Origin of the sequence: Anoxybacillus sp. J5B_2022 (assembly GCF_026847645.1) — a bacterium.
Classification (GTDB): domain Bacteria; phylum Bacillota; class Bacilli; order Bacillales; family Anoxybacillaceae; genus Anoxybacteroides.
The window spans coordinates 1-20,508 of sequence record NZ_JAPSMC010000028.1 but is presented as its reverse complement, the minus strand read 5'-3'; the positions used below and the strand labels follow the sequence as shown (position 1 = coordinate 20,508).

Annotated in this window: 21 protein-coding genes and 2 tRNA genes; all 23 read right to left on the bottom strand. The window is 43.1% G+C overall.

Going from position 1 to position 20,508, the window contains the following annotated elements; all coding sequences use genetic code 11:
* Positions 1-25 precede the first annotated feature (25 nt).
* Positions 26-2,497: a stage II sporulation protein E gene (spoIIE, locus tag M4I42_RS09395; RefSeq protein ID WP_268851931.1), complete on the bottom strand. Its 2,472-nt coding sequence runs from the start codon at positions 2,495-2,497 to the stop codon at positions 26-28.
* Positions 2,498-2,702: 205 nt separating this feature from the next.
* A tRNA-Glu gene (locus M4I42_RS09390) sits at positions 2,703-2,774 on the bottom strand.
* 133 nt (positions 2,775-2,907) lie between these two features.
* Positions 2,908-2,981, bottom strand: a tRNA-Met gene (locus M4I42_RS09385).
* 163 nt (positions 2,982-3,144) lie between these two features.
* Entirely contained in the window at positions 3,145-3,543 is a 399-nt protein-coding gene (locus M4I42_RS09380; protein WP_268851930.1) for a S1 domain-containing RNA-binding protein, read from the bottom strand.
* A gap of 105 nt (positions 3,544-3,648) precedes the next feature.
* Entirely contained in the window at positions 3,649-4,020 is a 372-nt protein-coding gene (locus M4I42_RS09375; protein WP_268851929.1) for an FtsB family cell division protein, read from the bottom strand.
* An 18-nt stretch (positions 4,021-4,038) separates the two neighbouring features.
* Entirely contained in the window at positions 4,039-4,650 is a 612-nt protein-coding gene (gene yabQ / locus M4I42_RS09370; RefSeq protein ID WP_268851928.1) for a spore cortex biosynthesis protein YabQ, read from the bottom strand.
* Complete coding sequence (gene yabP / locus M4I42_RS09365; RefSeq protein ID WP_268851927.1) at positions 4,647-4,943, bottom strand: sporulation protein YabP; 297 nt, start codon at positions 4,941-4,943, stop codon at positions 4,647-4,649. The genes yabQ and yabP overlap by 4 nt, the downstream gene beginning before the upstream one ends.
* 83 nt (positions 4,944-5,026) lie before the next feature.
* Positions 5,027-5,302 carry an RNA-binding S4 domain-containing protein gene (locus M4I42_RS09360; RefSeq protein WP_268851926.1) on the bottom strand — a complete coding sequence of 92 codons (276 nt, stop codon included), beginning with the start codon at positions 5,300-5,302 and terminating at the stop codon, positions 5,027-5,029.
* A gap of 11 nt (positions 5,303-5,313) precedes the next feature.
* Positions 5,314-6,762, bottom strand: a complete 1,449-nt coding sequence (gene mazG / locus M4I42_RS09355; RefSeq protein WP_268851925.1) for a nucleoside triphosphate pyrophosphohydrolase — start codon at positions 6,760-6,762, stop codon at positions 5,314-5,316.
* On the bottom strand, positions 6,759-8,345 hold the full coding sequence (locus M4I42_RS09350; RefSeq protein ID WP_268851924.1) for a putative polysaccharide biosynthesis protein: 1,587 nt from the start codon (positions 8,343-8,345) through the stop codon (positions 6,759-6,761). Before M4I42_RS09350 ends, mazG begins: the two co-directional genes overlap by 4 nt.
* Positions 8,346-8,486: 141 nt before the next feature.
* Positions 8,487-9,023, bottom strand: a complete 537-nt coding sequence (gene spoVT / locus M4I42_RS09345; RefSeq protein WP_268851923.1) for a stage V sporulation protein T — start codon at positions 9,021-9,023, stop codon at positions 8,487-8,489.
* Positions 9,024-9,208: 185 nt separating this feature from the next.
* The gene (gene mfd, locus M4I42_RS09340; protein WP_268851922.1) at positions 9,209-12,742 is read right to left on the bottom strand and encodes a transcription-repair coupling factor; all 3,534 of its coding nucleotides are present in this window, start codon (positions 12,740-12,742) and stop codon (positions 9,209-9,211) included.
* Between the two features lie 59 nt (positions 12,743-12,801).
* On the bottom strand, positions 12,802-13,032 hold the full coding sequence (locus tag M4I42_RS09335) for an anti-sigma-F factor Fin family protein (protein ID WP_268851921.1): 231 nt from the start codon (positions 13,030-13,032) through the stop codon (positions 12,802-12,804).
* A gap of 61 nt (positions 13,033-13,093) precedes the next feature.
* Positions 13,094-13,654: an aminoacyl-tRNA hydrolase gene (pth, locus tag M4I42_RS09330; protein ID WP_268851920.1), complete on the bottom strand. Its 561-nt coding sequence runs from the start codon at positions 13,652-13,654 to the stop codon at positions 13,094-13,096.
* Positions 13,655-13,805: 151 nt separating this feature from the next.
* Positions 13,806-14,435: a 50S ribosomal protein L25/general stress protein Ctc gene (locus M4I42_RS09325; protein WP_268851919.1), complete on the bottom strand. Its 630-nt coding sequence runs from the start codon at positions 14,433-14,435 to the stop codon at positions 13,806-13,808.
* Between the two features lie 75 nt (positions 14,436-14,510).
* Positions 14,511-15,464: a ribose-phosphate diphosphokinase gene (locus tag M4I42_RS09320; protein ID WP_268851948.1), complete on the bottom strand. Its 954-nt coding sequence runs from the start codon at positions 15,462-15,464 to the stop codon at positions 14,511-14,513.
* 9 nt (positions 15,465-15,473) lie between these two features.
* Positions 15,474-16,850 (bottom strand): bifunctional UDP-N-acetylglucosamine diphosphorylase/glucosamine-1-phosphate N-acetyltransferase GlmU, encoded by a 1,377-nt coding sequence (gene glmU / locus M4I42_RS09315; RefSeq protein WP_268851918.1) that lies wholly within the window; start codon positions 16,848-16,850, stop codon positions 15,474-15,476.
* A gap of 124 nt (positions 16,851-16,974) precedes the next feature.
* Complete coding sequence (gene spoVG, locus M4I42_RS09310; RefSeq protein WP_268851917.1) at positions 16,975-17,265, bottom strand: septation regulator SpoVG; 291 nt, start codon at positions 17,263-17,265, stop codon at positions 16,975-16,977.
* Positions 17,266-17,577: 312 nt separating this feature from the next.
* Positions 17,578-17,952: a RidA family protein gene (locus M4I42_RS09305; protein WP_268851916.1), complete on the bottom strand. Its 375-nt coding sequence runs from the start codon at positions 17,950-17,952 to the stop codon at positions 17,578-17,580.
* Between the two features lie 19 nt (positions 17,953-17,971).
* A complete protein-coding gene (purR, locus tag M4I42_RS09300; protein ID WP_268851915.1) occupies positions 17,972-18,796 on the bottom strand; it encodes a pur operon repressor in 825 nt (274 codons plus the stop codon).
* A gap of 57 nt (positions 18,797-18,853) precedes the next feature.
* A complete protein-coding gene (ispE, locus tag M4I42_RS09295; RefSeq protein ID WP_268851914.1) occupies positions 18,854-19,723 on the bottom strand; it encodes a 4-(cytidine 5'-diphospho)-2-C-methyl-D-erythritol kinase in 870 nt (289 codons plus the stop codon).
* A gap of 151 nt (positions 19,724-19,874) precedes the next feature.
* Complete coding sequence (locus M4I42_RS09290; RefSeq protein WP_268851913.1) at positions 19,875-20,054, bottom strand: small, acid-soluble spore protein, alpha/beta type; 180 nt, start codon at positions 20,052-20,054, stop codon at positions 19,875-19,877.
* Between the two features lie 90 nt (positions 20,055-20,144).
* The gene (veg, locus tag M4I42_RS09285; protein ID WP_268851912.1) at positions 20,145-20,408 is read right to left on the bottom strand and encodes a biofilm formation stimulator Veg; all 264 of its coding nucleotides are present in this window, start codon (positions 20,406-20,408) and stop codon (positions 20,145-20,147) included.
* Positions 20,409-20,508 lie beyond the last annotated feature (100 nt).

Genomic DNA, 20,508 nt, shown 5'->3' with positions numbered 1-20,508 from the left:
TTGCCGGAATGGAAGCAATTTATACTTACTGCGCTTTTTTCGTATACATATACGCTGGGATCGTCGCCCATTTTGGCGTATTATGTTTAATTTTCGCAACAACAACAGTCATGTCGTCTTCAATTCTTCCGGAACTTGCGCGAATGACTTCCTCCATAATTAAATCGGCGACTGCCTGCGGATCAGTTGTCTTCAATTCTTTAATTTTCCGCTTCATCCATGCTTCGTGATTTTCTACGAAAGGTCCTTCGAAGATGCCGTCGCTCATCATAATAAGCAAATCTCCTGACTTTAATTGTTCGCTTACGATTTCGAATTCGACTTCTTTAATAATGCCGATTGGCAAATTGCTCGACTCAATTTTCATCACGTTGTTTCCACGTTTAATAAAACTAGGACTCGAGCCGATTTTTAAAAATTTTGTAGAAGCGTTTTGCAAGTCGATCATCGCTAAATCTAATGTTGAAAAAATTTCATCAGTTGTTCGCAAAGAAAGGATCGAATTAATCGACTTAATCGCTACCGTTTCATCGATACCTGTTTGTAAAATTTTTTGCAATAGACGCAACGTTTCATTGCTTTCATAATGTGCTCTTTCTCCGTTCCCCATCCCGTCGCTGATGGCAATGGCGTATTTTCCCGTTCCGAGCTCAATGAGCGAATAGCTGTCTCCTGATACAAATCCTCCTCCTTTCGCTGCAAAAGCTACCCCCGTTTCCACAACAAATGCTTTCGTTGAACCGAACGCGACACGGCAATACCCATTCGGATAGACTGCACATTCCTCCCGTTTAACAACAATTGTTTCATCTAAAATATCGGAAAGCATCGGAGCGATTAACTTTTCGCATTCCCCCCGCCCTTCGCAATACGGAATGCTCATTTCAATATCGATATTGCCTTTTTCCAAACTGTAAATATCGACGTGACCGATCTCGATGCCGAACTCCTGTAATGCGTGGAAAATTTGTTCTTCTTGCAAGTAATGGTTTTCTTGCTCGCGCTGAATTTCTTGTGCAAAATCTTCCATCACTTGTGAAACGCCGAGCAGCTGTTCCGCTACAAGCTTCCGGCTTTCGCGAATTTGCCGGCGCAGCTTTTTATTCGCTTGATAATTCGCTACATCTTTTTCCATAGTGGCCACTACTTTTTTCCCTTTCACACAATGCCGATTCCATTCCCGCAACAATTGATGGTTTTGCAAAAGTTTGCCGGCATCCGCCTCGAGCATCATCTGCTTCATATACTCATAAGTTTTGTCAAACTGTTGCGACCAACACTGCTCTTTTTTAAAGCACGTTTGGCACGTTTTTTCTGTCACATTGCTGAGGAAGTAGTCAATCTCCCTCTCCTCCTTTTCGTCGCCTACAAACCGATCGTTAGAAAAACTGTTAGCAAGCGCTTGAAAAACGCGGGAAAACTGTGAAACCCGCTGTGCGGTCACATCGCGAATTTTCCGCACATATTGTTGTTGCTCGTTAACATATTCCACCGTGCCTGGAATATATTTCGCTATTTTTTCCGTCAACGTCCGCGGAGTGACTAAAAACAAAGCGGCTGCTAAGCAAGACTCAAAAATCGTTGGGACCGCCTCTGCCTTACCATTTCCGTATAGACCAATAAGTAAAGTGGCAACTAACAATCCGAAAGAGGCACCGAGTTTCTTTCCTTCTTTTAACAATCCACCTAAAAGGCCAGCAAATGCCAATAAGCTCATTTGATATAAATTATCAACGTTAGCTAAACTTAAAATAAGCCCTGTCACGACCCCTACAGTCGAACCGATCGTTGTTCCTGCTACAAACGCAAATAGTAGCACGAGATAACGCGATAAAATATGTTCAAGCGATAACTGAGATACTTCCCACCCGATGGTGCCCGTTAACATCGAAGCAAGCAAAATGACAAGCGACACAATTTCTTCGGCCCGCAACGATTGCTTGTATTTTTGTACCGCTAAAAGAGGAATGCTCTGTAGGAAAATAAGGGTGAGAACAAAACCAAGCCCTGCTTCAATAAAAGCCATCACGCTTTCATACATCGTTGGCGACCCAGCCCACAAGTACGTAACGGCTAATTTTGTAGAAAACGATAGACAAAATACAACAAAAGGAGCTATTTTCAGCGAATCGCTCCAAAATTTTTTCACTACCTGATTCAACAGCAGAAAATTGAACATGGCTGCAAACACAAACAGCGCTGTTTCGAATGATATGGTCAGCGCCCCGGCTACTAAAGCGATGAACGCCAAACCCGCTTTATCACGGCGCAGCGTATAAACTGACACAAAGAATGGCAAAGCAAATGGAATTAGCTTCGCTAAAATGAGGGCTCGTCCAAGCAAAAAGCCGATAACAAGCAAAATAAATCCCTTATGGATGAACAAATGCCCTAGCCTGACTTTCAAATGCCTCATCCAACGCGAAAAAACAGCCGATGTTTCATTTAGCGGCACCTCCGAAATTTGGTTTGTCAAACGTCTTTCGATTCTTTCCATTTCCGATCCCCACTCCTTTGCTTTTCTATTAACCCTATTATATCGCTTGAATTATCAGAAATTTGTCAAAATAGGAAAGCAATATAAAAAAGTGTTCGACGGATTTCTCGGTTATGCGCCATCGTTATACAATAGAGAACGCTTTCGGAATTCGTTTTGCAACATAAAAAAGGATGCTTCCAAATAGGAAACATCCTCTTTTTAGTGACCCGTACGGGATTCGAACCCGTGTTACCGCCGTGAAAGGGCGGTGTCTTAACCACTTGACCAACGGGCCTTATTGAAATGTCTAGCTTCAAGCGCCATCGGTGCGATGCGCTCCGCCCCACACTGCGGGGCACAACAAGTCCCCTCGGTGGGGCTTGTGCGATCTTTGCCGATAGGCAGGCGCTTTGCGCTTTTCTTTTCTATAGCGGCGGAGGGAATCGAACCCCCGACCTCACGGGTATGAACCGTACGCTCTAGCCAGCTGAGCTACGCCGCCATACAGACAATTAATATGATAATAGCGATTCACTTTTTTGTCAATATGTTTTTATCCGTTTGACACACAAAAAGCATCCAGCCGATGGATGCTTTTATACCTTCATCTGAATCGATCGATATCAACTCGTTTTTATTGACTAATCAACGCATCTGGCAGCAAGTTATCCGCGTCTCGCGCCACGACCTCCCCGTTTCGATTCCGTGTGACGTTTCAACGATGCCAAACGGTCTTCACTTTCTTTTAAAAAGCGGCTAATTTTTTGTTCGAAACTTTCTTTTGCGGCACGATCGTTTACTTTCGTACGCGGACGCTGTGAAGGCTGCGATTCTTTCGCTTTTTTAATCGATAAGCCGATTTTCCCGTCTTTCTCAACATTAATCACTCTGACATCTACTACGTCGCCAATTTTTAGATGATCGTGAATGTCTTTGACATAATTATCGGCTACTTCGCTAATATGCACCAACCCTGTTACGCCTTCTGGCAGCTCCACAAATGCTCCGAATTTCGTAATGCCCGTTACTTTGCCTTGTAACTTGCTGCCCACTTCAATCGACATAAAAAAAGTGCTCCTCCTTAAAAAATCAAAATCGTTTTCTTTATTATAACGAATATAAAAAACAAGTGTCAATAAGCCGCGCGCCTATGTCAATAGCAGCGGACTCTATTTTCCTGGAACAGCAAAAATGATTTCGCCTTCTTTTGACAAGTAATACTTTTTTCGTGCTAATTCGGCGATATACTCATCGTCATGTAGTTTTTTGATTTCCTCTTCCAGCCGCTTTTGCTGCTTTTCTAATGATTCGAGCCGCTGTTCCAACTTTTTTTGCTCGCGCATTTTCGCTTCAATGTTTACAGACTGAGAGTGGAGAATATATAAAAAGATAGCGGACAATGCGATCAACAACACGCTTAAAAACGTAAAGCGGACCATGACGACACGCCGTCTTTTCAAGGCTTTCTTTTCGTTTTGTTCATGCGCTAACACATACGAAGAATGAAGCTTCGTTACTTTATTTTTATGCAGAGCACTCACTGCGTCCACCCTCCACTCTTACTTTCGCCATTTCGAACCCCATCTTATGATCATATTCTTCCCCTTTTGTATAAATCCTGCCAACACGTGCAAAAATTTTTCAACCAGCTGCCGCCATGTAAGCGGGATCATGAACCAGAGCCATTTCCCAAGCGCTCGAATCGGCATCAGCAAGAAAACGATACAACGGTAGAGCGCTTTTAATAGAAATATGATGATCTTCCAAATAAATAACATCGCCAATATGAAAAGATGCAAAAGCAAACGGATCGGCTGCACAATAACATAATAGCATGTCCGAATAAAAAAGCGGTACAGCGCGATACAGCAACGGATGATCGCTTCCAGCAACTTTAAATACGCACGGCGAAATAAACTTTGATACGCAGCATAACCGCACAACAATGCTAAAAAAATATAAACCCGCAGCTCTCCCTCGTTCGTAAGCAATAGTACATAAAAAATTAGTAACGCTTGTAAAAGCCAAAACAAAAGGTCATGGAGAAACACGATCAAGCGTGCCCGCTTAGACCGCTGTAAAAACCGGTTATACGTATCGAGCGCGATGCCGATCCAACTGCCCATCCCGGCCATCGCAAGCATCGTTTCCAGCTGGGTCGTTAAACTCATTTGAACAACTTGCTAAAGAACCCTTTAGCTTTCTCCTGATGATGCTCATCTAGGTAAACAAGGTCAAAGATTTTTCCCTTGATCGAAACGACTCCTTTATCCACATCTAAATTTTTCATTTGTAAATTTTGACCGCGAATTGATAAAAAACCCATGACCGTTTCTAGTAAAAACTCTTCGCTGTCAAAACTTTCGACCTGCTTAACCCCGGTAATATCTAAAATCCGTCTTCCGCGCATCACGACATCATGCTCTTGAACCGATCCTTTATTCCCTTCATAATGTTGACTCATTGTTCATCCCTCGCATTCATCGTCAAAATTTCCCTCTCCTGTTTGTACTATATGTATGAATGCGAGGAATCGTTTAGAACAAGCTACGTTAGTTCGTTTTCAGCGGAAATGCGCTCTTCTTTGATAACTTCGTAAAGCCCAGCCGCTTCTTCTTTTTTCGTCGTTTCTTTTAAATCCATAATTTTGACGGTCACTTTTTTCTCTCCAAACTGAATCGTTACCTCATCACCGATTTTAACCGTTGAGCTTGCTTTAGCGGTTACGCCGTTAATCGCAATCCGCCCTTGATCCGCTACTTCTTTTGCCAACGTCCGCCGTTTAATTAGGCGCGACACTTTTAAAAACTTATCAAGCCGCATATCCAATCCTCCTATAGTCCCTTCTCTTTCGCTTCTTCCCACCATTGATCCAGCTGCTCTAGTGATAATTCCTCGATGCGTAAGCCACGTTTCTTCACTTGTTCCTCGATATAGGAAAACCGGCGGTAAAACTTCGTATTCGTCATATGTAACGCTTCTTCCGGATTAATGTTGTAATAGCGGGCAATGTTCACGAGCGCAAACAATAGATCGCCAAACTCTTCGATCCGCTTTTGTGGCGAACACTCACGTTGAAACTCTTTCATTTCTTCCTCGACTTTCTTCCACATCGGACGGACATCGTCCCAGTCAAAGCCGACTTTTGCAGCTTTCGCTTGAAATTCATACGCTTTTAACAAGTTGGGTAAACTTTTTGTGACATCATCAAGCAATGAGTCGGACCGATCTTTTTTCTCTGCTTCTTTCAAACGTTGCCAGTTTTGCACGACTTCGTCCGCATTTTGTACCGCTACATCTCCGAAAACGTGCGGGTGACGGCGGATCATTTTTTCTGTCACAGCCTTAATGACATCTTGAATCGAAAAAATCCCTTCATCCTCACCAATTTGCGCGTGCAACATCACTTGCAATAAAACATCGCCAAGTTCTTCAATCATGCCGTCATCATCTTGGGCATCAATCGCTTCAAACAGTTCATACGTTTCTTCTAGCAAATATTTTTTCAATGATTCATGCGTTTGTTTTCGATCCCATGGACAGCCATTTGGTCCGCGCAACGTGGCAATGACGCGGCGCAACATTTCAAACCGGTGATACAGCATTGTTTCATCTTTCACAGGTGGTACGTAGACGCTTGTCAAATTGTTAAGCGTCGTCACGCGATCAAGCTCGTACAAGGGAATTTCCATCACTTTTTCTTCTGCACTTCCCGCAGCTGTTACGACATATACATGATAATCATCCGGAAGCTGCTCCATTAGCGCCAGTTTCACTTCCGAAGCAATTAAAGCATCGTACACTTGGCAAAAAATGAGGTGGTTCGTCAATTGCCATTCATCTTCACGAAATGATGTCGCATCGATCAATTGAAATCCTTCCACCGGATCAATCCGTAGCGCCGTAAACAACGCATCTAGAAAGCTTTGCCCCCCTTCAATTTTCACACGGCATCGCCCTTGTTTCTCTGCTTCCAATAAAAGCTGCACCGTCTTTTCCGCTACGAGCGGGTGACCAGGGACAGCATAAAAGACATCGCCCGCTTGGACGTGCTCCAACAGCGTATAGACGATCGTTTCGTACACTTGTTCAAACGTTTCGTGCTGCTCGTACACATTATCGAATGAAGTAAAAGAAACGCCTTCTTCCGCGAGCGCCTCGACAACAGGATGTTCCTTTGTTCGCAAAAAAAGAGGCGAAGCGGTTTTTAATTTCCGGTACACACCAAGCGGTAGTTGATCAACATCTCCCGCTCCTAACCCTAAAATAAAAATCGTATTCATCGTTCATCACCCATTTTCGAAAGAAATATGCGCAATTTTTCTCCAAATGGAAAAAAGGATGCTTCTTGCGGTGAGAAAAGTTTCTCTTTTAACACCATTATAATATAAACGCTGCCGCCAAGCAGCACGCCAGCTAACGCTTGCCCCGTCGCACCTAAACGGCTCTCTCCCCAAGGTTCCGTTGCCCATATATAAAGCTTGAGCACTACAACCATTACTAATGCGGCTCTCATAACAGAATATACCTCTTTTTTGCCAAGCAACCAGATACCGATTTTTTGTTGCAACATTCGGTACAAAAAAAACGACATCAACATATAAGCAAACAACGTGGCAAGTGATGCCCCAGTAACGCCAAATAAATGGACGAACACTACATTGCCTAGCCATTTGCAACTAACGGCAATGCCCACTCCGATCACCGCAAGCCATTCATAGCCAATTCCTTGCAAAATCGCCGACATCGTCAACGACATCGTCGTAAAAAAAATCGAAAGCACTAATACAGCAAGCGACAACGAGCCATCGTCATTTTGAAAAAGCATTACATTGGTCGGACGAATTAAACACGCCAGACCAAGTGCAGCACCAATCCCGACCACCATGCCAACCCGGACGGACAAATTCGTCTTCTCTAAAATAAAAGCTTGATCACCGCGCTTCTTCGCTCCGGCAATGAGCGGGACGAGCGTCAATGAAAACGACGTGGCCACGACCGTTCCGAGTTGAAGGAGCGGTTGGCCTCGGTCGTACACCCCTTTTAACGTCTGCGCAACGTGTTCGTTAACACCGCTATCTTTGAGCAACGAAAGTAATGACATCGCATCGACAAGCTGCGTAAGCGTCAATACCATATTGGCTATACAAACCGTCAACCCTTGAACGAATAAGTATCGAACAATGGTTTTCGCATCGATTACCGCCTTTGTTTTTCGGATGTTTTTGTTTTTTAACCAATAAGCGATCAACACGAAAAGAGCAGCGAATCCTCCCGTTAACGAACCGAAAATTGCCCCAGTCCCCGCTTCGTAAAACGTATGTCCCGTTCGGATTAATACGTAAGAAAAACCGATAATTGTCCCCACTCTCACAAGCTGCTCGATTACTTGGGAAACAGCGGTCGGAACCATATCATTTTGCCCTTGAAAATAGCCGCGCAATACCGCAAGAAACGGGAGTAATAAAAACGAAAAAGCAATCACATGAAGGAGAGGGGTCAGCTTTTCATCCCCCATCCATTCCGCGAGATACGTTCCCCCGGCATATAACACAAAAAAGAAAAAAATTCCTATCGCACTTAAAAACCAAAACGATAATTGTAAAATGGCGGTAACACCTTGTCCATCGTTTTCCTCAATCCGTTCGGCTACTAGCTTAGAAATAACAACTGGATAGCCGTATGTCGCTAACGCAACCATAATGCCGTAAATCGGGTATACTTGCTGGTAAATATAAAAACCAACATCCCCGACAATATTTTGATAGGGAATGCGATAAAAAGCGCTTAATACTTTTGTCGTAAAAGCAGCGACGGCTAATATAACCGTCCCTTGCCATATTTTCGACGTTGGCGGCCGATCCATCTGTTTCACCTTCCGTTATCAATCCTAACCTTTGCCATTATACCGCAAAAGAAAAAGACAGCATAGAAGCTGTCTTGATAAAAATTATGCGTTTTGCTGGCCAGAAAACGTTGCTTTCCGCTTTTTGTGTAGGCGTTATGCTTATTGCTCCATTTGCCGCGCTAAAAAGCTGGCAGCCGTTTCGACCGCTTTATGTTCCACTTCACCAATTGTTTTGTCTTTCGATAAAATGACGACCGCTCCAATCGGATCACCGTTAGCGACAATCGGTGCGATCGTGTACGATTTCCACCGTTCCGAATGCCCGTCCACCATTTCTGCTTCCCCTTCTTCTGTGCGAAGCACCGACTGACGTTCTTCCATCACCTTTTCAAGTAAAGAACTTACGCTTTTATTGAGAAATTCTTTTTTCGAAACACCGGCAACGGCAATAAATGTGTCGCGGTCACAAATTAACACCGGATGTCCTAAACTGTCAAACAAAGCTTCCGCGTACTCTTTTGCAAAATCGCTTAATTCACTGATTGGCGAATATTTCTTTAAAATGACTTCTCCATCACGATCAACAAATATTTCGAGCGGATCGCCTTCTCGGATACGCAACGTTCTCCGAATTTCCTTTGGAATGACAACCCTTCCTAAATCATCAATTCGACGAACAATACCAGTTGCTTTCATCTATTGATGCCTCACTTTCATCTAATGATTGAAGAATACACCGATGAATCCTTCATTGAAGAATCCACCATTGTTGAAATTAGTATCCTTCACAAACCAACTTCTATACATGATGAAAGTGATTTTTGCAATTTTAGATAAAAATCCCCAACATCCATTATCGACATTTTTCCTAAACGATAAACTTATGCGGTTACCGATTTTTCATTTTGTTCGCAATCCAGTTCTTTTAGTGTTTCGTATAAAATGACGAGCCATTCTTGCGGTTTCATTCCTTTGACATAAAGGACAATTTTTAATTTTTCTCCTTCCATGCCAAAACCGAAGACGCGACCATAGCGGTTACCGATTTTTGATAAACGCTGAATTTGTACTTTTTTCGAAGCTTGCTCGGTAAATAATACATCAATTTGTTGTTTATGTTGCTTAATCGATTCAACCCCATTTTGTTTTGCATATACTTTCATTTCCGCAATTTGGAATAAATAATCGACTTCATCTGGATATTCGCCGAAGCGGTCGAGCATTTCTTCACGGAGTTCTTCCAGTTCTTCAAGCGTGCTAATCGCTTTAAAGCGTTTGTACATATTGATTTTTTGTAACTCATCATGAATATACGTATCCGGAATGTAAGCATCGACTTCAATATCGATTTCTACTTCCACCGGCTTTTCTTCTTGCGGAATGCCTCTTCGTTTTTCAATCGCTTCTTTTAGCATTTGTGAGTACAAATCAAACCCGACCGAATCGATAAATCCGTGCTGCTCCGCTCCTAATATATTGCCCGCTCCGCGAATCGACAAGTCCCGCATGGCAATTTTAAATCCGGATCCAAGCTCTGTAAATTCTTTAATCGCTTGCAGGCGTTTTTCGGCTACTTCGTTTAATACTTTATCTTTTCGGTACGTAAAATACGCATAAGCGACTCGATTCGACCGTCCGACGCGCCCGCGTAGCTGATAAAGCTGCGATAGCCCCATCCGATCGGCATCATAAACAATCAACGTATTGACGTTCGGAATATCGACACCCGTTTCGATAATCGTCGTCGTCACAAGCACATCGTATTGTCCTTCTAAAAACGCTAGCATGACGTTTTCTAGTTCGTTTTCTGTCATTCGTCCATGGGCATAGGTGACGCGCGCATCTGGTACAAGCGTCGCAATTTCTTCCGCTTTGACATCGATGTCTTCGATGCGATTATAAAGAACAAACACTTGGCCATCCCTTGCTAATTCACGCTCGATCGCTTCACGAACTAATTCTGGTGTGTACTCCATCACATACGTTTGCACCGGGAAACGATTTTCCGGCGGCGTTTCAATGATCGATAAATCGCGGACGCCGATCATCGACATATGCAACGTTCGCGGAATCGGCGTTGCCGTTAATGTAAGCACATCGATATTCGCTTTGAGCTGTTTAATTTTTTCTTTATGGCTGACGCCGAACCGCTGCTCTTCGTCAATAATTAGCAACCCTAAATCTTTAAATGTAACATCTTTTGATAACAGTCGATGCGTGCCGATCACCATATCAATCGTGCCATCTTTCAATCCTTTAATCGTTTCGGTTTGCTGTTTTTTCGTGCGGAAACGGTTGAGCAAACCTACATTAATCGGATACCCTTGAAAGCGCTCACGAACGGTTTCGTAATGTTGTTGCGCTAAAATCGTCGTCGGCACGAGAAAGGCGACTTGCTTTCCGTCCATAATCGCTTTAAAAGCAGCCCGAAGCGCTACTTCTGTTTTTCCGTAGCCAACATCACCACATAAAAGACGATCCATCGGTTTTTCGCTTTCCATGTCGCGCTTAATTTCTTCGATGGAACGAAGCTGGTCTTCTGTTTCTTGATACGGGAAGGCCGCCTCAAACTCCCGTTGCATTTCCGTATCCGGTGAAAAAGCGTATCCTTTGCTTGCTTCGCGTTCGGCATAAAGCTTAATTAAATCTTCTGCAATATCTTGTACCGATGATTCGACTTTTTTCTTGACCTTTTTCCATTCCGTCCCGCCAAGTTTGTAAATTTTCGGCTCTTTCCCTTCAGAACCGACATATTTTTGTACTTGATCAATTTGATCGACCGGAACGTATAACGTATCGCCGCCTTGGTACTGAATGTGAATATAGTCTTTATGAATGCCGTTAATTTCTAACGTTTCAATCCCTAAATATTTGCCGATTCCGTGATTGACGTGCACAACATAATCGCCGACTTGCAGTTCTGAATAACTTTTAATTCGTTCCGCGTTCGATAGTTTTTGCCGTCGAATCGGCTTTTTGACTCGTTTTTTGAACAATTCTTCTTCTGTGATGACCGCCAATTTTTGTAACGGCATTTCAAAGCCCGTATTTAAATCACCTTGCAGCAGTTGACATTTGCCATGCATGAGCGGCGCTCCTTCTGGCAATGGCGATACATCCATTTCGTAATCTTCTAAAACCGCTTGCAATTTTTTGAGCCGCTCTGTATTCGGAGCTAAAAAGACGACGGCATATTTCGCTTTTTTCCAACGTTCCAATTCTGTTTTTAACAACTCCATCTGTCCGTGAAAATTTTGCATCTGCTTGCAGGAAACGTTCACAATATTTTGCGGATGCGTATGCGGAACGTGGCGCAAAAATAGCGATAAATAAACGCGCGGCTTTTTGCATGTTTGCAATAAATCGGAAAAAGAGTGGGAGATCGGGATGTCATGAATGATTTTCCCTGCTGATAATAAGCTTGTGTACCATTCCGCCTCTTCTTTATCTAAATTTTCCGACGTTTCATAAAGCCGGCTTACTTCATCCAACAGCAACAAACCGTTTTCCGGCATATAATCTAGTAAACTAGCAGGCCAATCATAAAAAAGCGCCGAATATTTATATTGCTGTTCAATGACTTGCCCTTGTTTAAGCTGCTCGAGCTCAAATGAAATATGTTCAAGCAATAGTTGTTTCGCTTTTTCATCTTTTAATGTTTTGACGCTTTCGGAAAGTCCCTGTTCAATCCGTTCAATCCCGCGCTGCAAAACTTCCCCATATACAAGCATTTCATCGGCTGGACCGATTAAAATTTGCTCTACTTCTTCTTGTGAGCGCTGATCATCGACCGTAAACGTCCGGATCGATTCCACCTCTGTATCAAACAACTCAATCCGATACGGGAGTTCTGTAGTTAGCGGGTAAATGTCCACAATGCCACCACGAATGCTAAATTCCCCTGGCGTTGACACGGTCGACGTACGTTTATATCCCATTTGCACAAGGCGGTGTTTATACACATCTAAATCAAATTCTTTTCCCGTTTCAATCGTTAGTAAATTTTCTTCCCACAACGATTTTGGCGGCAGCAATCGGCGGATGCCGGCAACCGGGGTGACGACAATTCCTTTTTTTTGTTTCGTCCAATAATTCATCACTTCAAGTCTTTGCGCTTTTAATTCCGGGCTGGCGATTGCCATCTCTGCGGCAATCATTTCATTCACAGGATAAAGAAACACTTCCCCCATCCCAAGTAGCTGCACAAGATCATCATATATTTTTTGTGCTTGAAATAAATTATGAGCTACTACAAGGAGCGGTCTGCCTGTTTCTTTATAAATGGACGATAAAAAAACAGATCGCGCCGAACCGGATAAACCGGTAACAAGTTGTTCCCTCAGTCCCGCTTCGATTCCTTTCATAATCGATTGAATATCTTGGTTTTCTACAAAATAATGATGCAATGCGCGCACCTAACTCCCCTCCTCTCATAACAGTAAATGCAAAAACGCTTTGGTATGCCCAAAGCTCTCTACTGAATAAATTTCTCGTATTGATGCCATTCCGGATACCGCTCTAGCGCTTCTTGACAATCTTCACAAATCGTTTTGACTTGAATTTCTCCGTTTGGCAAATACGAGATCATTTCTAATCGTTCTTCTTCTGTTAAATGATGAAATCCTAGCTGTTCGCTATATAATGAAACGTGATCGAGCGTTCCGATTTTGACTCCACAATGTCGGCAATAATAATGCAGTGCCATGTCCGTAACCTCCCAATGGTCTTTCCATACATTTATTTTTTACCATTAGGGAGGAATTTATTCATGCGTTAAATTCATTCATCACTTGTAAAAATGATTGGGTAACAAATTTTTCACAAGCATCCGCCGCGCGGTCAATCGCTTGTTTGATTTCCGATGCTTCTTCGGCTTGAAATCTCCCTAATACATAATCTGTTATTTTTTGCCCGTTTTGCGGACGGCCAATGCCAACGCGAATTCGTTTGAATTGCTCTGTGCCTAAATGATGAATGAGCGATTTAATGCCGTTATGCCCTCCGGCACTCCCTTTTGTGCGCAAACGAATTTTCCCGACCGGAAGATCTAAATCGTCGTAAATAACGACGACATCTTCAAGATCTATTTTAAAATAATCGATCAGCGGGCGCACACATTCTCCTGATAAGTTCATATATGTCAACGGTTTGCATAAGATAACTTTTTCTCCGGAAATGAGATGGGAGGCAAAAACTCCGTTAAATTTTGCTTGGCTATAAGAAAGATTCCACCGCTTTACTAGTTCATCAATAACCATGAACCCGACATTATGCCTCGTCTCTTCGTACTCTTTTCCTGGGTTTCCTAAACCGACGAATAACTTCAACAGTTGATCTCCTCTCTTTCATATGCGAAAACGATTCGTGCGTACCTTTACGTAGTAGTACAAAGTGGGTGTCCCAAAAGTAACAGGACACCCTTTTGCATCACCATATATACGCGAAATACTATAGTAAAACCTTTTTAGACAGCCTCCATTATGATTCTGGTGTTGTTTCTCGCCCTTCTTCTGCTTCAGGCCGCCCAGCCTCTTGTTGTTCACCACTATGAATTTCTTCTTCTTGCTTCGGTGGTAAAACCGATGCAATGACTTCGGTCGGCTCATGATTGATCTCGTATTTCCCGTCAGTGTGAATATCCCCGACCGTCAGCGTATCGCCGACTTGCAAATGAGAAATGTCGATGTCAATCGAAGGCGGAATGTTCGCCGGCAACGCGCGAATGGACAGCTGATGCAACGATTGTTGCAATACGCCGCCATCTTTCACACCGGCTGCATCTCCGATCAAATGCACGTTCACGTCAACATCTACCTCTGTTGACATATCGACCGCTTGAAAATCGACATGGATGATTTCACTGCGAAGCGGGTCTTTTTGAATGTCGCGAAGCAAAGCAGAATGGCTTTCTTCGTCTACTTTTAGCGTAATTAAAGCATTGCGCCCTGCCTCGCGAATCGTTTTAATAAAATCAGCCGCATTCACAAAAATCGCTTTATTGTTTACATTTTTCCCATAGAGTACACCCGGAATGTTTCCTTGTAACCGAATGGTCCGAAGATAAGAACGTTTGTCTTCTGCCCGCTTTTTCGCCTCTAATACAGCCACGAATGATCACCCTCCTGTTTTAGAATCTACGGATTACTTTGTCCTAAAACAAGAAGATTTAAACATCCGTTTCAATTAATCGAATAAAGCGCTAATGGATTGTTTTTCATAAATGCGAATGATCGCTTCTGCAATCAAAGGAGCAACAGATAACTCTACAATTTTATCAATTTTCTTCTCTTCCGGAAGCGCAATGGAGTTCGTTACAACCAATTCTTTAATTTTAGAATTTTGAATCCGTTCAATCGCTGGCCCTGATAAAACCGGATGTGTACAACATGCGTACACGTCAGCCGCTCCGTTTTCCACTAACGCGTTCGCCGCTAATGTAATCGTCCCCGCCGTATCAATAATATCATCAATTAGGATAGCAGTTTTTCCTTCCACTTGTCCAACAATATTCATGACTTCAGCCACATTTGGCTTCGGACGACGTTTATCAATAATCGCAATCGGGGCTTTTAGACGATCCGCTAGTCTGCGCGCCCGTGTCACTCCGCCGTGATCCGGGGATACGATCACAATGTCTTGGAGGTTTTTGTTTTTAAAATAATCCGCTAAAATTGGCACACCCATTAAATGATCGATCGGAATGTCAAAAAATCCTTGAATTTGCGGTGCGTGTAGATCAAGTGTAATGACGCGAGAAGCACCCGCTGTTTCTAAAAGATTAGCCACTAATTTTGCGGTGATCGGTTCACGAGAACGCGCTTTACGATCTTGCCGAGCATAGCCGTAATAAGGCATGACGATACTAATCGTTTTAGCAGATGCGCGCTTCAATGCATCAATCATAATCAAAAGTTCCATTAAATGTTCATTGACAGGAGCGCTTGTCGATTGAATGACAAACACGTCCCCACCGCGAATGCTCTCCTCAATATTAATTTGAATTTCACCGTCGCTAAACCGAGATACCGAACATTTTCCGAGCTGTACACCAATGACTTGAGCAATCTCTTCCGCCAATTTCATATTAGAATTTAACGCGAACAGTTTCAAACTCGAATCAAGATATTGAGACATGATAAACCTCCATCAGGAATTTTTCTTAACGTTAAGGCGATCGACATAATTTTCTTTATTCACTTGACGGGCGCGGGCAATTGATAAAGCATTCCCCGGCACATCATCGGTAATCGTAGAACCGGCCGCTACATAAGCACCTTTCCCAATCGTAACAGGGGCAATTAAGTTCGCGTTACACCCAACAAATGCCCCATCTTCAATTTTCGTTAAATATTTATTTTTCCCATCATAGTTCACCGTAATCGAGCCGCAACCTAAATTCACGTCTGCTCCTACTTCTGCATCGCCGATGTAGCTTAAATGCGACGCTTTGCTTCCTTTTCCGAACGTTGATTTTTTAATTTCCACAAAGTTTCCGATCCGAACTTCATCGCCAATTTTCGAAGATGGCCGAATATGAGCAAACGGTCCGATCGTAACGTGATCGCCAATTTCGCTATCGTGAGCTACTGAATGGCGAATCGTTGTATGGTTGCCGATCAAACAATGTTTAATTTCGGAATGTGGGCCAATGATGCAGTCTTCACCAATCACCGTTGCCCCTTCAATGACAGTACCAGGATAAATCACGGTGTCACGTCCAATTTTGACTTCCGGTGATATATATGTATGCTCTGGATCGATAATCGTCACACCATTTGTCATATGGTGACGATTAATGCGTTCGCGCATGATTTTTTCAGCTTGAGAAAGAGCGACGCGGTCATTGACTCCAATTGTTTCTGCAAAAGAAGGCGCTTGATAAGCGGAAACAATTTCCCCTTTCGTTTTTAAAATCTCGATGACATCCGTTAAGTAATACTCCCCTTGGACGTTGTGATTGGATACATTTGCAAGCGCTTCAAATAAAGAGCGGTTGTCGAAGCAATACGTACCTGTATTAATTTCGTTGATCGCCCGTTCTGCTTCTGTCGCATCTTTATGTTCCACAATTTTTTCCACATGCCCTTCACGGTTCCGAACGATGCGACCATAACCAGCAGGATTTTCTGCTATTGCTGTTAAAATCGTCGCTTTTGCATTAGTAGCAAGGTGATGTTCTAACAACGCTTTCATTGTTTCAGCTGTAATGAGAGGGGTATCTCCGCAAACGACAAGCGTCACTCCATCTTTGTCTTGCAAATAAGGAGCTGCTTGCATCACCGCATGTGCTGTTCCCAGCTGTTCTTCTTGCAGCGCAAATTCGCTTTGATCTCCGATTTGCGCTTTGACTTGTTCGGCACCGAATCCGACAACTGTAACGAGTTTTTCGAGATCAAGCTGCAACACTTGATCGACTACATGCTGAACCATTGGCTTGCCGCAAACAGGGTGCAACACTTTATATAGCTTCGATTTCATTCGTGTCCCCTGTCCCGCCGCCAATATTACCGCATATCGTTTCATGAATAGGGCCTCCAATTACCTTTTTATCCATATTGAATATATCTCAATTAGCTATGTATTTCAAGGAAACATTCTGTTTTGTCAAAAATTAAAAGCCTGTCCGATTCGAACAGGCTTTTTCTATTTAAGAAGCACCAGCTTCTTCAAGCTCTTCTTCAAGCTCACCTAAGCGGTAATACTCGGCCAATACGGCCTCTTGAATTTTCCCGCGGGTTGTGGAATTAATCGGATGCGCGATGTCGCGAAATTCCCCGTCAGGAGTACGCTTGCTTGGCATGGCGACAAACAAACCATTATTGCCGTCGATTACGCGGATATCATGCACAACGAATTCATTATCCAACGTAATAGAGGCAATTGCTCTCATACGTCCTTCGGTATTCACGCGGCGTAATCTTACGTCAGTTACTTCCATTATGCTCACCACCTTTTCCCTATATCAGAACTTGGTTAATTTTATTCCACATTCCCCTCGCATTTCCTTCTTTTTTTATAAAAATTTTTTAAAAAATATGGTTCATCACCACAACATGTACTTGACAAGCGGGGGATTTTCTTGAGCCGCCGTGTACGAAAAATCTGATTTACTGATTTTTCCTTATAAGTACAGAGAAGGCGTGTTCTGAAATAGTCAAGTACAACTTTCGGTGAAGAGCCAAAAATATCTAAAACGACCGGTTTCTGTCAAAATTGTGGGAAAGGTAGGTGAGCATACGTCAGTTACTCATTATTTCACTAACGCAATGACTTCGATTTCAACTAGCGCATCTTTCGGCAATTTCGCAACGGCCACACAAGAACGCGCCGGTTTATGTTCGCTGAAATATTGCCCGTACACTTCGTTCATCGCCGCAAAATCATCCATACTTTTTAAGAACACAGTCGTTTTAACAACCGTGTCAAGCGATGCTCCTGCTGCTTCAAGAACGGCTTGTAAATTTTTAAACACTTGGTGAGTTTGCTCTTTGACATCTCCTTGGATCATTTCTCCTTCTGGAGTCAACGGAATTTGTCCAGAGCTGTAAAACATATTGTTGACAATGATTCCTTGTGAATAAGGTCCAATCGCTTGTGGTGCTTTTGTTGTTTCCACTTTTTTCATGATGACAGTCCCCTTTCTTTTACTCGATAAAGTTCATGTAGTTTCCTTCGTTAATCGTAATTTGTTTCTCTTTTATATTAACAGAAGAGAGCTTTACTAAGGAAATATATTCATCAACAAGCCGTTCGCTCGGCTCTTCTGATTCAACGAGCACGCCAATACCAGCTACTCGGGCGTTGAATTCATTTAGTAAGCTAATCATTCCGTTGATCGTTCCGCCTGCTTTCATAAAATCGTCGACGATTAACACGTTCGTGCCTTCGGCTAAACTGCGTTTCGCCAAGACCATCGTTTGAATGCGCTTCGACGAACCAGAAACGTAATTAATGCTTACCATGGACCCTTCCGTTACTTTATTATCATGGCGCACAATGACAACAGGGACGTTTAAAAAATGAGCAACGGCATATGCCAACGGAATTCCTTTTGTAGCGATCGTCATGACGACATCAATGGCCCGGTCTGCAAAAAGCGACGCATATAGCCGTCCGATTTTATTCACAATCCGCGGATCGCCTAGAATATCCGTCATATATAAATATCCTCCCGGCAAAAGCCGGTCCGGATTGGCTAGTTGCTCACATAAATAAGTGACCGTTGCTTTTGCTTCGTTCACCGATATTTTAGGAATGTACTGAACACCGCCCGCTGCGCCTGAAATCGTTTTTAACGTTCCGATTCCTTGCTGCTCGAACGTTTGTTTAATAATGGCTAAATCTTCGCTAATCGACGATTTAGCGGATTGATAACGTTCAGCAAAAAACGTAAGCGGCACTAATTGGTGCGGGTGTTCAAGGAGATAATGCGTCATATCCACTAAGCGGCTACTGCGCCTTAATTTCATAAATGGACCTCCCGAAATCCGAATATTTTAAGGTAAATATAACATTAATGTACGTATTTAATCAAGGGAATTCCGTTCTCCCAACAATCGTACGGCAAATACTTGATCACAAAATCCGCGCAAGCCGTTGTAAATTCGCTGTAAGCGCGAATCGTATTGAACTAAACCGAAAACCGTCGGACCGCTTCCGCTCATTAACACCGCATCCGCTCCGAAACGCTTCATTTGCTCTTTAATGTGCGCGACTTCCGGATGCATTCTGAGCGTGACATCTTCCAACGCATTGCCCACGAGCGAACAAATTCGTTCATAGTCGCGATCTTTTATTGCTTGTACCATTCCATCGACATCGGGATGAATAATGCGTTGAAGATTTAAATTCCGATACACGTCCGCTGTCGAGACTCCAATCGTCGGTTTCGCTAAAATCACCCAACATGGTGGCGGGGCAGGAATATGCTCAATTTTTTCGCCGCGCCCGGTTGCAAGCGCGGTCCCGCCATAGACGCAAAACGACACGTCCGAACCGATTTTTGCACCAAGCTCTGCTAATTCATCAAGCGTCAGTCCCAATTGCCAAAGCTTATTTAACCCGCGCAACGTCGCAGCGGCATCGCTACTTCCCCCTGCTAATCCGGCAGCTACAGGGATCGTTTTTGTAATCGAGATCGCTACTCCTTTCCGAATTCCAAACGTTTCTTTCAGCAATTTGGCAGCCTGATATGCCAAATTACGGTGATCGTCCGGCACAAACCGATTATGCGATACAATTTTGATCGCATCGCTAGCAAGCGGGACTAACTCGATCCGATCCGCTAAGTCAATCGTCGTCATTACCATTTTCACTTCGTGATATCCATCTGGTCGCTTATGTAATACATCTAACGATAAATTGATTTTTGCCGGAGCCTTTACCAATAGTCTCAACCTGTCCACCTACTTTAACGACTTCAAAACTTATACGAACATTTTACCACAAAACTGCGATGATCATTAATATTACCTGCAAAGAAACACTCGTTTAAAGAAACAAAAAACCGAAGCTGGGAAGCTTCGGCTGTCGCGGCTGTTGTTTTCGTTACTTCGTTTTGTCAGCTAAATGCCGTTCGGCCATTTGTATCGCTAGTTTCACCATATTCCCCGCGTCTTTCGCTCGGATGGCGCCCCAGCCTTCTTTTTGCACCACGTCGTAAAACCCTAACTCTTTCGCTAATTCCTCTTTAAAACGCTGCGACATGATTCCCCGACGTCGACCCAAACGCAAACAGCTCCTTTCCAATACCGCGACAGCTTTAGTATTTGCTGTTTTTTGTTTAAAAACACAAAACAAAAAGCAGCAAACAAATGTCTACTGCCTGCCCATCGCCATATGATCATCGTCTAAAAACGTTAATTTGACCGTTTCTGTTAGTACGTCTGCATAGCTGTAAGATACGCGCTCGAACGCATTTTCTGTTTGATCGAGCTCAATGACAAACACGGAAGGATACGTTTCTGTCAAAATGCCGCAACGTTCAATTGTTTTTCTTCTCCCGCCATTTGCTTTTAATGTCAAGCGTTTGCCGATATTGGAATCTAACGCTTTTTTAATATCGGATAAAGTTTTTGCCATTCGCTCTCCACCTCACTGTTTGTAATTATAACAAATTATCATAAAAAAATCAAAATAAAAAATTATATCAATGTCCTTTCATTTATGTCAATGTGTATTT

What these genes read in the sequence shown, in the direction of transcription:
- spoIIE (WP_268851931.1), bottom strand. Translation starts at nt 2,497, where the DNA reads ATGGAAAGAATCGAAAGACGTTTGACAAACCAAATTTCGGAGGTGCCG.
- M4I42_RS09380 (WP_268851930.1), bottom strand. Translation starts at nt 3,543, where the DNA reads ATGTCGATTGAAGTGGGCAGCAAGTTACAAGGCAAAGTAACGGGCATT.
- yabQ (WP_268851928.1), bottom strand. Translation starts at nt 4,650, where the DNA reads ATGAGTTTAACGACCCAGCTGGAAACGATGCTTGCGATGGCCGGGATG.
- yabP (WP_268851927.1), bottom strand. Translation starts at nt 4,943, where the DNA reads ATGAGTCAACATTATGAAGGGAATAAAGGATCGGTTCAAGAGCATGAT.
- M4I42_RS09360 (WP_268851926.1), bottom strand. Translation starts at nt 5,302, where the DNA reads ATGCGGCTTGATAAGTTTTTAAAAGTGTCGCGCCTAATTAAACGGCGG.
- mazG (WP_268851925.1), bottom strand. Translation starts at nt 6,762, where the DNA reads ATGAATACGATTTTTATTTTAGGGTTAGGAGCGGGAGATGTTGATCAA.
- M4I42_RS09350 (WP_268851924.1), bottom strand. Translation starts at nt 8,345, where the DNA reads ATGGATCGGCCGCCAACGTCGAAAATATGGCAAGGGACGGTTATATTA.
- spoVT (WP_268851923.1), bottom strand. Translation starts at nt 9,023, where the DNA reads ATGAAAGCAACTGGTATTGTTCGTCGAATTGATGATTTAGGAAGGGTT.
- M4I42_RS09335 (WP_268851921.1), bottom strand. Translation starts at nt 13,032, where the DNA reads ATGGCACTGCATTATTATTGCCGACATTGTGGAGTCAAAATCGGAACG.
- glmU (WP_268851918.1), bottom strand. Translation starts at nt 16,850, where the DNA reads ATGAAACGATATGCGGTAATATTGGCGGCGGGACAGGGGACACGAATG.
- spoVG (WP_268851917.1), bottom strand. Translation starts at nt 17,265, where the DNA reads ATGGAAGTAACTGACGTAAGATTACGCCGCGTGAATACCGAAGGACGT.
- M4I42_RS09305 (WP_268851916.1), bottom strand. Translation starts at nt 17,952, where the DNA reads ATGAAAAAAGTGGAAACAACAAAAGCACCACAAGCGATTGGACCTTAT.
- purR (WP_268851915.1), bottom strand. Translation starts at nt 18,796, where the DNA reads ATGAAATTAAGGCGCAGTAGCCGCTTAGTGGATATGACGCATTATCTC.
- veg (WP_268851912.1), bottom strand. Translation starts at nt 20,408, where the DNA reads ATGGCAAAAACTTTATCCGATATTAAAAAAGCGTTAGATTCCAATATC.